The 12,064-nt window shown below is 67.8% G+C and carries 10 protein-coding genes; 7 read left to right on the top strand and 3 right to left on the bottom strand.

Annotated features, from left to right (window positions below; all coding sequences use genetic code 11):
- Positions 1-1,081: 1,081 nt before the first annotated feature.
- The 4 genes from JF597_RS06255 to JF597_RS06270 all read left to right on the top strand — a co-directional run bounded on the left by JF597_RS06255 (position 1,082) and on the right by JF597_RS06270 (position 3,389).
- Positions 1,082-1,267 (top strand): helix-turn-helix domain-containing protein, encoded by a 186-nt coding sequence (locus JF597_RS06255; RefSeq protein WP_293990412.1) that lies wholly within the window; start codon positions 1,082-1,084, stop codon positions 1,265-1,267.
- A 356-nt stretch (positions 1,268-1,623) separates the two neighbouring features.
- On the top strand, positions 1,624-2,139 hold the full coding sequence (locus JF597_RS06260; RefSeq protein ID WP_293990414.1) for a response regulator transcription factor: 516 nt from the start codon (positions 1,624-1,626) through the stop codon (positions 2,137-2,139).
- Positions 2,140-2,198: 59 nt separating this feature from the next.
- Positions 2,199-2,957 (top strand): type VII secretion system-associated protein, encoded by a 759-nt coding sequence (locus tag JF597_RS06265; RefSeq protein WP_293990416.1) that lies wholly within the window; start codon positions 2,199-2,201, stop codon positions 2,955-2,957.
- A gap of 258 nt (positions 2,958-3,215) precedes the next feature.
- Positions 3,216-3,389, top strand: a complete 174-nt coding sequence (locus tag JF597_RS06270) for a hypothetical protein (RefSeq protein ID WP_293990418.1) — start codon at positions 3,216-3,218, stop codon at positions 3,387-3,389.
- Positions 3,390-3,522: 133 nt separating this feature from the next.
- Here JF597_RS06270 and JF597_RS06275 read toward each other — a convergent pair whose 3' ends face one another.
- A complete protein-coding gene (locus JF597_RS06275) occupies positions 3,523-3,954 on the bottom strand; it encodes a hypothetical protein (protein WP_293990420.1) in 432 nt (143 codons plus the stop codon).
- Between the two features lie 1,456 nt (positions 3,955-5,410).
- Here JF597_RS06275 and JF597_RS06280 point away from each other — a divergent pair.
- On the top strand, positions 5,411-6,334 hold the full coding sequence (locus JF597_RS06280) for a hypothetical protein (protein WP_293990422.1): 924 nt from the start codon (positions 5,411-5,413) through the stop codon (positions 6,332-6,334).
- A 649-nt stretch (positions 6,335-6,983) separates the two neighbouring features.
- On the opposite strand, the gene JF597_RS06285 is transcribed toward JF597_RS06280, so the two are convergent.
- Positions 6,984-7,448, bottom strand: a complete 465-nt coding sequence (locus tag JF597_RS06285) for a GNAT family N-acetyltransferase (protein ID WP_293990424.1) — start codon at positions 7,446-7,448, stop codon at positions 6,984-6,986.
- A gap of 698 nt (positions 7,449-8,146) precedes the next feature.
- Here JF597_RS06285 and JF597_RS06290 point away from each other — a divergent pair.
- A complete protein-coding gene (locus tag JF597_RS06290; protein WP_293990426.1) occupies positions 8,147-8,578 on the top strand; it encodes a nuclear transport factor 2 family protein in 432 nt (143 codons plus the stop codon).
- A 340-nt stretch (positions 8,579-8,918) separates the two neighbouring features.
- Here the strand turns inward: JF597_RS06290 and JF597_RS06295 are convergent, their stop codons facing one another.
- Complete coding sequence (locus JF597_RS06295; protein ID WP_293990428.1) at positions 8,919-9,809, bottom strand: LysR family transcriptional regulator; 891 nt, start codon at positions 9,807-9,809, stop codon at positions 8,919-8,921.
- Positions 9,810-10,336: 527 nt separating this feature from the next.
- Between JF597_RS06295 and JF597_RS06300 the strand changes: the two genes are divergently transcribed.
- Positions 10,337-11,605 (top strand): CdaR family transcriptional regulator, encoded by a 1,269-nt coding sequence (locus tag JF597_RS06300; protein ID WP_293990430.1) that lies wholly within the window; start codon positions 10,337-10,339, stop codon positions 11,603-11,605.
- The last annotated feature ends 459 nt before the right edge of the window (positions 11,606-12,064 follow it).

A 12,064-nucleotide genomic window follows, 5' to 3' on the forward strand; every position in this document is an offset into this window, starting at 1 on the left:
ACGGGCGGACCCCGCTCAGTGTCCGTTCATGCCGGTCAGCCAGACACACCCCGGCCGCCGCAGCCAGACGTCACCCGGGACCCGGAACCGGGCATCGGCACAACAACTCGGCGAACTGAAACATCTCCGGCATGACCGGTCCCCGGAGTGGGTCAGGGCGACCGTGCGAGAGCGACGCCGTCCAGGCATTCGTCGGTGGTCACCGGAACCGCCCGAGTGCCCTCTGGCGGCCAGGGGATCGCGAGAGACACGCCCGCGCCATTCCGGTACGTCCCGCGGATCCTCGTACAAGGTCATGTCACGCAGCTCCCCGACGTGTACCGTCTTGAGTTCGGCGAGCGGATGCCCACTGGACAGCGCCACCACACGGGGCTCCGGGAAGAGCGGGATCACCTCGAACATGCCCTCCGGCAGCGGTAGCCGCAGTGGCAGACGTCGACCTGCTCGTCGATCAGGTCGTTTTCTTCCCCCGCCCGGATCTGGCGGCTGAGCGCCGGCTGGGACATGCAGAGGCGGCTCGCGGCCCGCGTTTGCCGAGATCCGTGGGCGCACGACGCCCGCGACCACGACGACATATGCCGAAACGGCTTCAGAAGCGAGCGAATGGGCATTGGCGATGCCGCCCCCGATCGATACACGATGGTATGACCGGGACCCCCCGTGACGGCCACTGGCTGGCACGGGAGTTGCGCGCTGGGCAGACAAGGGCAGCTGGGTGTGCGCCGGGAAACGGGAGACATCCACTTCGGGGTATGTGTCATGCATTCATTACCAAAAACTAAGCGCCGCACGGTCGGTCGTGGGTCCGTCGGAACTCCGCCGTCGCCGAGTACGGCCGGACCGGCGGACGATCGGTCCGCTCGACGGCACTTGGGCGTTCGGTACGGGGTGGATGGCATGTTCGTACCGTATGCGCAGGCGCAGTGGCGCGTGCGCAGCTACGGGCAGATCCCAAGGCCGCTGTCAAAAGTCTGCGTCTGCTGGTCGCCGTCACATCTCGGCCCCAGCGGCGCGGACACACCCGGGCCAGGAATCTCCTGCCCCAGCTGCTCCTGGCGAACGCACGACGGCCCTCAGCTTCATGGCCGAGACCCAGTTCAACAGCGCCTCCACCGCAGCCGCTCTCCACGTGCACCGTGACACCTTGCTGTACCGGATCAAGCAGATCGAGAAGCTCACCCGCCTCGACCTGCGAAGTCACAGCTACCGGACGGTGGTGTGGCTCGCGGTGATCCGGGCGCAGGTCTCCTCACGGCCGGCCGGATAAAAATTCATGCGAACCAAATGGCCGCCGGCTGCATCCAAGGGCGCTGACCCCACAGGCACGTTCACTTCGGAAGGCGAACAGCGATGAGCCACACGATGCAAGCCCCCGCACTCCCGGTCCCGATGCAACGCCAGGCCGAAACGGACCATCGCCGTCCGACCAGTCCGGCAGCCATCGCCCCGTCGCCCAGCAGGCACCCGCAGGACACACGCAGGCCTGAACCCCGGCCCTACACCGACGCCGCCAGGCAGTTTCCCTCAGCCTCCATCTCGGTCGCCGTGGACGCCGCGGACCCACTGACCTACGCCGGACTGGCAGCCGGCCTGAGCCACGCACCGAAACTGACGCTCACCCCAGTGACCGAAGCCAACGTCGTCGTGGTGGCGATCCAGACCGCCGACAACTCCACACTGGAAGCCCTGCAGAGCCTGCCCATGCCGCCCCCCGCACGCATCGTGCTCGTCGTCAACGACGGCTGGTACGCCGACCTGACCGTCGCAGCCGAAAGCGGAGTACGCGCCGTACTCTGGCGCGCCGAAACACAGCCGCAGGCCCTGATCCGCGCCGTACTCGCAGTCGCCGCCGGCCAAGCACTGCTGCCCTCCGCGGTACAAGGCGAACTACTCGACCAGGCCGACCGCCTCCAACGCAACGTACTGGTACCCAAGGGCCTGACACCCTCCGGCCTGAGCACCCGCGAGATCGACGTACTCCGGCTGGTCGCACAAGGCCTCGATCTCGCCGAGATAGCCGACACCATGTGCTACTCCGAACGCAACATCAAAAAAATCCTCTACGGCGTCATCAATCGCCTCGGCCTGCGCAACCGCGTCCACGCCGTCTCCTACGCCATCCGCCACAAGCTCATATGAACCCGGCCGAAGCCTTACACCTCCGCACGATGCGCCATCGCCAACTCAGCGAGGATCAGATGAACGCCAGCCAGCCGTCCGACGAGCAGAGCCGGACGTGGGACACGGACCGAACGTCGCCACCGTCGCGCTATCCGGAGTTCGACCAAGCGGCGTCCGCGGCCTACCGTCGTCCGTTCGGTGAGAGTGTCGAGGCACCGGACTACATCCACAAAGCGGCCGAAGTCGCGCCCGACCACTGGATCGCCATGGTGGACCCCGCCTGGCAGGGCGAGGGCCCACCGCCCTCCTGGAGCCTGGTCGGCAGATGGCGTTCCGGTCCCGACGGCACCATCCAGGAATGGCAGGAGAACACGGAGTACCGCCCCTCGCCCGCGGCCAGGGGCTGGCCCGACCCCACCGACCCCGTCGACGCCGCGATCCAGCTGGCCAGCACCGGCTACGGGACGGCCGAAGAAGTCCATCGCAGCCTCGCAGCGGCCGAAGTCTCCTTCTGGGTCGCCGCCGACGGCACCCCCTTGACCGGAGCCGCCCCCGACGGCACCCCCGTACTTCCCGTCCACAGCTCCACCGCCCAGCTCCAAGGGGAGGGGCAGCTCCTGTCCGAGGTCAGTTCGGTGGCCGACCTGCTCCTCCAGCTGCCCGAAGGACACCGCCTGTTCGTCAACCCGTCCGGCGCGGTCAGCCTCCTCGTGGAGACCGAGCCGCTGCGGAAGGCGGTCGACGTGCATCTGGCGGCAGCCGATACCGGCTCCGACGCGGCCCCTGACCTCCCGGGGATGGACGCGGCGGTCACGGGGGCCGCCCCGGAGGCGTGAACACCTTCCTGGGGAAGAGCTCGTAGGGGAGCGGAGGCGGTCGCCGCCCACCCCTACGAGCCGACTGCACCTCCGGCCTCGGCCGAGGCCCCGGGCACCGTCGGCGCTTCGGCCACCGACGAGTCGGTGATCCTCCTCGCCGGACACCTCCTCGCCGGCCTCAGGACCGGCGAGGGGTACCGGCACTGGGGCCTCGTCCCCGCCTAGACCAATCGCACGCGACCGTATGGCGCCTTCGCGGCCCGCGACCGTCTCGGCGTGGCCGATGACGTCATTACACGCGGCAACGTGGTCCGGGATTCCGCGTTCAAGCTGAACGACCGCCCGCGCACGGCCGCCGTAGAAGTGCAGGGCATTCTTCTCGGTTTCCTGCCCGATCAGCACATCCACTCGTTCGCCTTCGGGGGCTGCGATGCCCAGCGGACGCGGTGAGCGGCCCACCCGCTGCGCGGATGACGGCACCCCGACCGGTAGGGGCAGCCGATCGGAATCATCAGTGTCTGCGGGGGCGCGCAGCGCCTTCGTCGGCCCCGGGCACGGCCTCCGGATCCGCTCCGAGCGTTGTTCATCGTCTCCCCGCCTCGTCGACGAAACCCCTGTATGTCGTGCGCCCCCATTGGGTTGTGCAGTCGATAGATACGCCGTAGGGCATGAGGCGCTCCTCGAGCCGTGCGATCCTGGCCTGCAACGCTCTGCGACGCATCGGTTCCTCGGCCGTGCCGAGTATCAGACACAGATCATGGCAGCACCACGGCCGCTCGGCCGAACAAAGGATGTCGAACAGCACCTGCTGAGAGCACTGCTGCGGACGGAGAAGCCCGTAGTCGAGCGGATTCGTCGCCGATCGCCGGGGTGGCGGCCGCATGTCCAGCCATCGCCGCTCTGCGGCGATTCTGCTGCCGAGTTCTTTGGCAGGCGTGTCGCGGGGAACGACGTTGGTGGCCCCCGCCAGCAGGAGATCCGCGGATTCCGTGTGGTCAGGTACGAGCACCATCACGGAGGAAATCCTGCTGAGCACACGCACCCGTTGTTCGAGGCCTTCTTTCCACCGGGGACTCGGTACGTCCAGGACGGCGAGTGGAGTGCCGGCTTCGTGAAGCAGGGCGACGTAAGCCTGTTCGGAGCCCCACGTGTAGCTCAGAGCAGGCAGTACATGCTGACTGCGCATGGTACGGAGCAAGGGTGCCGTCTGCTCACGTCGGAGCGAGAAAACGACGCTCACGGGGTAGGGGACATCTTCATCCGCCATGGCCGAACAGATGACTGTCTCACGGACTCCGGCGAGGGGCACGGCTGTGCCTCTGACCCGAACGTCTCGTGGGAATACGGGCAGGGCGTTTCCCGATGCGGCTCCTCGACCGCCGCGATGGGCGGCTCGGGCCGGAGGAATCAGCCCCCCGCCGACGCGCGCCCGATTCTCCGCACCGGCGGTGGCTGCGTCGTCCGGGCGCCGACGAGAGATCGCTCCGCACCGGTCGTACCGTCCGCCGGGAGGGCAACCACAACTGGGTGAGCGGGGCGTCCCGCCCGTTCCTTCCCACATCTCCTTCTAGCCTCCCTCCGACAACTGACTGGGCAGCGTTCGGTGTTCCGAGCGGTGACCAGGAACTGCGTATCCTCCGGCCGGATCCGGTACTGCTGCCGCAGAGCGTGGCCCGGAACCCAAGGGCGGCTCGTAGGGCCGGGGCGACCCGTCAGGCGCCGGCTGACTGCGGCCGCTGGTGTCGACACGGATCGGACGGCGACCGCAGATCTCCCCCAGTAAGGCCGCGGGGGAAACCGCCGTCGGCGCCCGCACGTCGCGCAGCCCATGGCCGGCCGGCGCAAGCCAGGATCATCGACCCCCTGGTGCGCGGTTTTACCCACGGAACGTGGCGCGCCCCAGCCGATCGGTCTCCAGGAGTCCGACGGTGCGGCCGACTCGGCGGGCGTGAGGGTGTGACCTCACGAAGGAGCCAGCCGCGATGACCGATGTGAGCACCGTAGAGCCGGGCGACACGCTTCCGGCTGCGGAAGTCCTGACGGGGCACGGAAGGGAGCGACGTCTTCCCTTTTGTGCCCGCTTGGCCCTCTGCCCTGTGACAGTCAGCGACGGACATGGCAGAGGGGCCGACATACCGGGCCCTGCCGCCGAACGCACCGATCCCTCGGACGCATGCTCACGGAAGGAAGCCCGAACGGCACTGGCCTTGTGCTCTGCCGGTTCGTTACGACGACCGCGAACCACGCGTGCCCCGAGCGGGTTGTCCACCGCCGGTACGAACGGGAAGCCTCGTGGGCCTTTCCGTGCCTCACTCGGTCGACGACCGACCGTGACCGCGAGCCCGCTCCTAGAGTCGGCGACGGTGGCATCCCGGCGCAGCCCGTTCAGCGCCCGCTTCTCGGCGGATGCCTGTAACGCGTATTTCCACCGTGCGTCCCCTGTACCTCCGAACTCTCCTCAGGAGAACGCGATGAGCATGCCCGACGAGTCCTCCAGACATGAACGGGGCGCACGCTGGGCGCCCACATCGCTCAGGACAACCGGCGGTGCCGAATACCGGGTCCAGCCCGTGCCGAGCGCCTCCGCGCGGATCAACCCGGCAGGTGTGCGGGGCCTTTCGTGGGACCGGCTCCGGGTATGGCGCACGTACGGAGACCGGTATCGCGAGGCGATGGACACGATGGCTGGCCGGTCGGCACAGTCCCCGGCCCACCCGGGCAGCATCCGGAACAACCGTGTCGATACGCTCGCCGACCTGGCGGCTGTCCACCTGTATCTGACCGAGGAACGGCGGAACCTCGACGAAGCGTTGGCCGAGGGAGTGGTCGGCGGGCACCTGTCGCTGGCCCGGTGCGTCGCAGCGGGACTGCGTCGGCTGCCTTCCTTCCGCGGTCCGGCGACCGTACGTACCACCACAGTCGGACCGGTGACGGACTGGTACCGCGAGAACCGGTTCGTCACAGAGCAGGGCTTCTGGACCGCTTCGGCGTCGGCGGCTGCGCTGCGTGAGGACAGACCGGGCTTCGTCGTGTGGTCGCTGACCGCACGTCTCACCGGGACGGTCGACCCATCCGTTCCCGATCAGCTGGTCTTCCTGCCCGGCACTCGATTCAAAGTACTGCGCGTGATCGACGGAAGACGGCCTCTGGTGCTCATGCGCGAATTGTTTCCGCCGGAGCAGCGGACCGAAGGCCAGGAGTCGGCGAACGCCACCGGGAAGGACTCCACGTGGCTGGACGAGAGCACTCTGGACGAGCTGGAGTTGATGACGGCCGGCCCTCGGGCGGCGAGCCCGTCGATGATGTCGGTCCGTTCCACTGTCGCCTGCCCATGGGACCGTCCACCCGGGCTGATCGTCATGTCACGAACCGGCACTGAAACAACAGCTTCATGATCGGGAGAGAGCAGGCCGACAGGCAGATGAGCACGGACGAGCGAACAACGCTCCGGGACGACACTGCGGAACCGGAGGAGTCGGAGGAGGCGGTGAGGGCCGCGCTCGTGGAGGCCTGGACGGCCGGGTTGGAGGAAGGGACGGACAAGCAGCGGTGGGTCCGTGCCGTGCGGTGCCATAGGCCGTCGCGCTCCCCTGCCCCAGTACGACCGGATGCCTCGTACGCAGTTGGACGGCCGCCGCGTTCGCGTCTCATGGAGGCGCGCAAGACAGATCCGTGAGGCACACCAACGCATCGGCGGCACTCGAGTTCCGGCGAAGCCGGGGGCCGCTGTTGCGTGACCGTGCGCGGGCCGGTGCCGTGGGCGGTGCGGATACGGCTCTCGCCCGCTGTCGGCGGCGCAGCTCCAGGACGGCTGACGGCCCGGGCCTTTTCTTCGGCCGGCCCTCGGCACGTCGGCGGCTGATTCGGCACCCCGGACTCTCTCTCGGATCTCTCCACCGGGTTCGGCCGCCCGACTTCGGGCCGCACCGTGGACATGCACATCACGTGGACGCTGCTGAATATGTGCGGGTCAGCAGAGGTAACCGGCCGTCTCGACCCATCGTAGGGCCGTGCACCCGGGCCCGGCGAAGCAGCCGTAAACAGCTACGTCTGCACGCGGATCAAGGCGTCGACGGTGCCTCCGCTCGGGTGGCTCATGCGGGCGCCCAGCCTTCGCAGGATGGACAGCATGCGCTGGTTGTCGCTCCCTGTGGTGGCTGTGACGGCCTGACAGTCGCGGGAGTGCGTGCGGGCTAGAGCCACCATGTGATGGGTCAGGGTGGTACCCAGCCCTTGCCCTTGCCACGAGTCTTCGATGAGAATACCGAAGTCGCTCAGATGCAGAGGTTGAGTCCGCATCAGGCAGGTGACGGCGATCACTCGGGACGGGTCGCGGCGCGGGACTGTGACCAGGGTGATTCCCCCGGCCTGATCGCAGAGGCGACGCCACTCGCGCGGAGTGAGGGCTCGGCGCGCGGCACCATAGCGGGCATAGCGTGACTGCAACGAGCATCTGGCATGCATCTCGTTGACGCGATCGAGGTCGTTGAAGGCGGCGGGCCGGGACATCGTGATTCGGTGAGCACTCACGCTCGTGCGTGACTCCGGAGTTTCGGTGTGCGCGCCGCCGGCGACGGACACGCCAGACGGGGCAGCCGGGTGAGGCATTGTCATGATCGATAACTCTTCCTGCATCGCAGCGTCCAGCCCCTCGAGGACGACCGTCCGACAGCTGATCCGCCGGGACTCCGTGCCGATGTTCGGTGAGCACTACCGGTATCGCCAATGCCAGGCCCTCACACGCTGATGCCATATCGGCATGACCGCACCTGAGGCGCAGGATGCCCGGACGGCGGCCTCACACAAGTGTCCGTTCGACTACTTTCGCGGGTTCACTGGTTCCCCGCCGTTCAGCGGGTCATGTCCGTAGGCTCACGGGCGCCACCGGCGCCGTGCGCAGAGGAGCAGTCCGGCGCCGGCGAATCGCAACTGCGGCGCGCTGGGAACCGAGGGGCCCACGACGGTGTCTGGACGGACACTTCGGCACCCAAGTGTGCCGGACTACCGGCCCTGGCCATTCGCTATGCCGATGGGGCATCAGGCCGGTCCGATTCGGCATTGGCCGCAGACATCCTGTCTGCTGAACAATCGGTATGCAGATACTCGCCTTCCGGAGCATGCCGGCCACCGGGCCCTTCGGCGCCGACGGGCGTCATTCGTCTCGCTATGCGAGCTGTCGCATCCACTTGAGAGCGATGAGGAAAACCGTGAACGAGCAGAACGCACCTTCTTGGGTGAAGAAGTACGTCGATGCCTGTAACCGTCACGACTCGCAAGCGGTCGTCGACATGATGAGTGAGGACATCCAGGTTGTCGACACCGCTTTCGGCGGCACCTTCAAGGGCAAGGACGCGGTCAAGGCGCTGATCGACGGGATGGACGCGAGTCTTTCCAGCGACTACGTCTTCACCCTGGGGAAAGTCGTGGAATCGGGCGACTCCTACTCGTTCGAATGGGTTCTTTCCGGCACCCATGACCGCGCCAACCCCGACCTCGGGATACCTGCCACCGGCAAGTGGTTCGAGTGCCCCGGCGTCACCATCGGTGTGCGCACCGACGGGCTGATCACCGAGAACCGCGACTACTGGAACCTCGCGGGCTTCCTCATGCAGACCGGTCTCCTGCCACCGCTGGGCTGAAAGGCCGGCCGCCCTACCGAAGCACCGCGAGCAAACGCGACTACCTGTGTTCCGCAAAAAGTACGGCGTGGTTCGACTGTTCGCCGACGGATGTCGAGGGCGGCGGATCGTGAGGTCCGGACCGATCCGCCGGCGGTGGCGGGGATGACCGTCACCGTCGTGTCCATATCGGCCACCGCGCCGCTCACCGCCTACGTCGGCGCCTCGCCGCTCGCCATGGTCTTCCGGCGCACGGCCCCTGGTTTCGTCCCCCTCGGCCCGTTTCCGCCCGTTCGGCACAGCATCGGCATGACCGGTGGCCCGCACTGGTCCGCAAAGCGTTGTCGCCCGGCGCAGGTCGTCAGTCGGGATCGGGGCCGGGGCCGGGGCCGAGCATGCGGCGGGAGAGCTCGGCGAACTGATTCAGCTCCGGCATCGTTCGGTGCTTGGAGTACGCCAGGGCGACCATGCGAGAGGCAACGCCTTCCAGCGTCAGGTAGGCGACGTCGTCGCGGCGGTAGAAACTGGCCATGCCGGCCGGCATGACATAGCATCCGGACCCGAAGGCGACGCCCTCCAGGCATTCCTCGATGGTCACCGGGAACCGCCCGGTGTCGCCTTGCGGCGCCAACGGATCGCGAGGGACACGCCCGCGCCATTCCGGTACGTCCCGCGGATCCTGTAACAAGGTCATGTCACGCAGGTCCTCGACGTGCACCGTCTTGAGTTCGGCGAACGGATGCTCACTGGACAGCGCCACCACCCGGGGCTCCGGGAAGAGCGGGACCACCTCGAACATGCCCTCCGGCAAGGGTAGCCGCACGTAGCAGACGTCGACCCGCCCGTCGATCAGGAAGTCGACCTGGTCGGTGACCGTGGTGTGCACGACATCGATGTCGAGTTGCGGCGCCATCCGTGCGAACTCCCGCACGATGGGAGTGACGACGATACCCGGCATGAAGCCGATGCTGAACTGGTTCACCTCGCGGTTCGCCGTCCGCACCCGCTGCTGCACCGCCTGCGACATCGCCAGCATCGGCCGGGCGTCCTCCAGCAACTGACGGCCCGCCCGCGTCAGGACAGTGCCCTGCCGGTCTCGCTGGAAGAGGACCACACTCAGATCTTCTTCCAGCGCCCGGATCTGACGGCTGAGCGCCGGCTGGGTCATGTAGAGGCGGCTCGCCGCTCGCACGAAGCTGCTCTCCTCGGCCACGGCCACGAAGTAGCGCACCCGGCGTATGTCGAGGTCCATGACCCCCATCGTAGCCCCACCCCATCACGGCGTATGCCGAAACGGCTTCAGAATCGAACAGATAGGCATTGGCGAGGTCACCCCCGGCCGATACACCATGGTCAGACCGGCGAGAAGGGCCGGAACGGCCGCCGCCGCCCATGCAGTTGGGCGCGACGCCCAGCACGCAAGGACATCCGGTGAGCACCACAAAGCGGGGGTATGCACGCAGTCAACCTTATGTCGCGTACACACCATTCGCCGCGAAACCATCGCGGCTCGGCAACAGCCGCAGGGGCGAGCGAGCCCTTCGCGGGTCAAGCGCGGACAGGGTCACACGACTGTCCACTCGGAGTACGCCCGCCTCCTCGGGTGTCGGCCCCGCATCTCACCCGCGGGCCCGATACTCCCCCCACGAAAGGAGTCATCATGGGATTACGCCGGCACCGGGGCAGGGCCACACCGTGTACCGAGCACACCCCGAGCACTTCGTCATGCGACAGCACCGCAGCGCGTTCGCTTCTCTTCCGGGTTCGCGCATGTACATCATGACCGACAGATCCGAGCGCGTTGCCGTCGTGGCAACGGCGCTGCGTGACACCCTGGAGCGTCTCGACGCCGACGCCGTGGCCCAGCGCATGGAGCCCGACCTTCGCCATACGCCCGAATATATGCGCCTGGCGCGCGATTACGAGGCTTCCGCCCTTCGCGCCGAGCTGCGTCGGCACGCCGGTCTACTCCTGCACTGGATGCTGAGCGGCACTCCCCCGGACTCGTACGTCCTCTCAGAGATGTATGAGCGGGCCCGGGAGTGCGCCGGCGCCGGGCAGCCGCTGGACTGCGTTCTGCTCCTCCACCGGAGGGGCGCGCGCGCCTTCTGGAACGCCGTGCTCAGCCTGGTCACGGAGGAGGAAGGAGCGCGGCTGACGGAATGGGCCGAGCAGGGGCGACACCGCCTCGACAGCTACTTCGACAGCTACCTCGACTTGGTCACGCGGATATTCACCCAGGCCTACGCGGACCAGGCCGACCTGCCGTCCGCACAGGGTGACCGCCGGGCGCACACTCTCTTCGACCGCCTCTGCACCCACCTGCCCATCACAGTGGAGGACCAGGAGCGTGCCGCCCGGCTCGGCTTCGATCTGGCGCCACCGTATGTGCCTTTCGTCGCCCTGATCGACAAGTCCGCCCCCGCCGAGCGTGCCGATCTGGCGGCCCGCCTGCGCACCGCCGGGGCGCTGGCCTTCGTCGAGGACGTCCGCATCACCGGAATCACCGGCCCCGGGTTCGGCTGGTCCGCGTTCCTGGCGGACCGGCGCCTGCTCCTGGCAGAGGACCTGCCCACGGGGCGGACCGGTCTACAGACCGCGGTCGACAACCTGCGTCTGCTCGTCGCCGTCGCATCGCGGTCCCAGCGGCACGGACGCGTCCGAGCCGACGATTTCCTGCCCCAGATGCTCCTCGCGAACTCTCCCGAAGTCGCCGACGCGGTGACCCGCCGTGTCTTCGGCCCGCTGACAGGTGGGGACAACGGTGAACTGACGGCGACCCTCGCCTGCCTGGCCGAGAACCAGTTCGACAGCGCCTCGACCTCGGCCGCCCTTCATATGCACCGCAACACCCTGCTGTACCGGATCAAGCAGATCGAGAAGCTCACCCGCCTCGACCTGCAAAGTCACAGCGACCGGACCGTGGTGTGGCTCGCGGTGATCTGGGCGCAGGTCTCCTCACGGCCGGTCGGATCGCGATCCCTGCGCACCAAGGGCCTGTCGGCTGCGTCAAGGAGCGACGGTCTCTCAGACGTGATCGGCAGATAAGGCGGGCAGCGACGAGCAGCCATGCGATGCAAGCCCCCGCACTCCCGGTCCGATGCAACGCCAGGCCGAAACGGACCAACGCCGTCCGACCAGTCCGGCAGCCATCGCCCCGTCGCCCAGCAGGCACCCGCAGGACACACGCAGGCCGGAACCCCGGCCCTACACCGACGCCGCCAGGCAGCTACCCTCTGCCTCCATCTCGGTCGCCGTGGACGCCGCGGCCCCACTGAGGTCTTTCGGTGGGGCCGCTGATCGGGTGACGACGTAGGCGTTCGCAACGGATAAGGCTCCGTGGCGTTGCGGGACATGTTCGACGTCTCAACTCGCCAGCGCAGAAGCCTTGCCGGTTGTCTGTCCTGCCGCACTCGACCTGCCTCATGCACGCGCGGAGTGAGTCTCAATGATGGTGTCAGGCCGATTGGGTGACTGGTGGAGTGGGCGTGAAGTGCCTCTTGTCAC

The organism is Streptomyces sp. (assembly GCF_019510245.1).
GTDB lineage: Bacteria > Actinomycetota > Actinomycetes > Streptomycetales > Streptomycetaceae > Streptomyces.

What these genes read in the sequence shown, in the direction of transcription:
- JF597_RS06265 (WP_293990416.1), top strand. Translation starts at nt 2,199, where the DNA reads ATGAACGCCAGCCAGCCGTCCGACGAGCAGAGCCGGACGTGGGACACG.
- JF597_RS06285 (WP_293990424.1), bottom strand. Translation starts at nt 7,448, where the DNA reads ATGTCCCGGCCCGCCGCCTTCAACGACCTCGATCGCGTCAACGAGATG.
- JF597_RS06300 (WP_293990430.1), top strand. Translation starts at nt 10,337, where the DNA reads ATGACCGACAGATCCGAGCGCGTTGCCGTCGTGGCAACGGCGCTGCGT.
- JF597_RS06280 (WP_293990422.1), top strand. Translation starts at nt 5,411, where the DNA reads ATGAGCATGCCCGACGAGTCCTCCAGACATGAACGGGGCGCACGCTGG.
- JF597_RS06255 (WP_293990412.1), top strand. Translation starts at nt 1,082, where the DNA reads ATGGCCGAGACCCAGTTCAACAGCGCCTCCACCGCAGCCGCTCTCCAC.
- JF597_RS06295 (WP_293990428.1), bottom strand. Translation starts at nt 9,809, where the DNA reads ATGGACCTCGACATACGCCGGGTGCGCTACTTCGTGGCCGTGGCCGAG.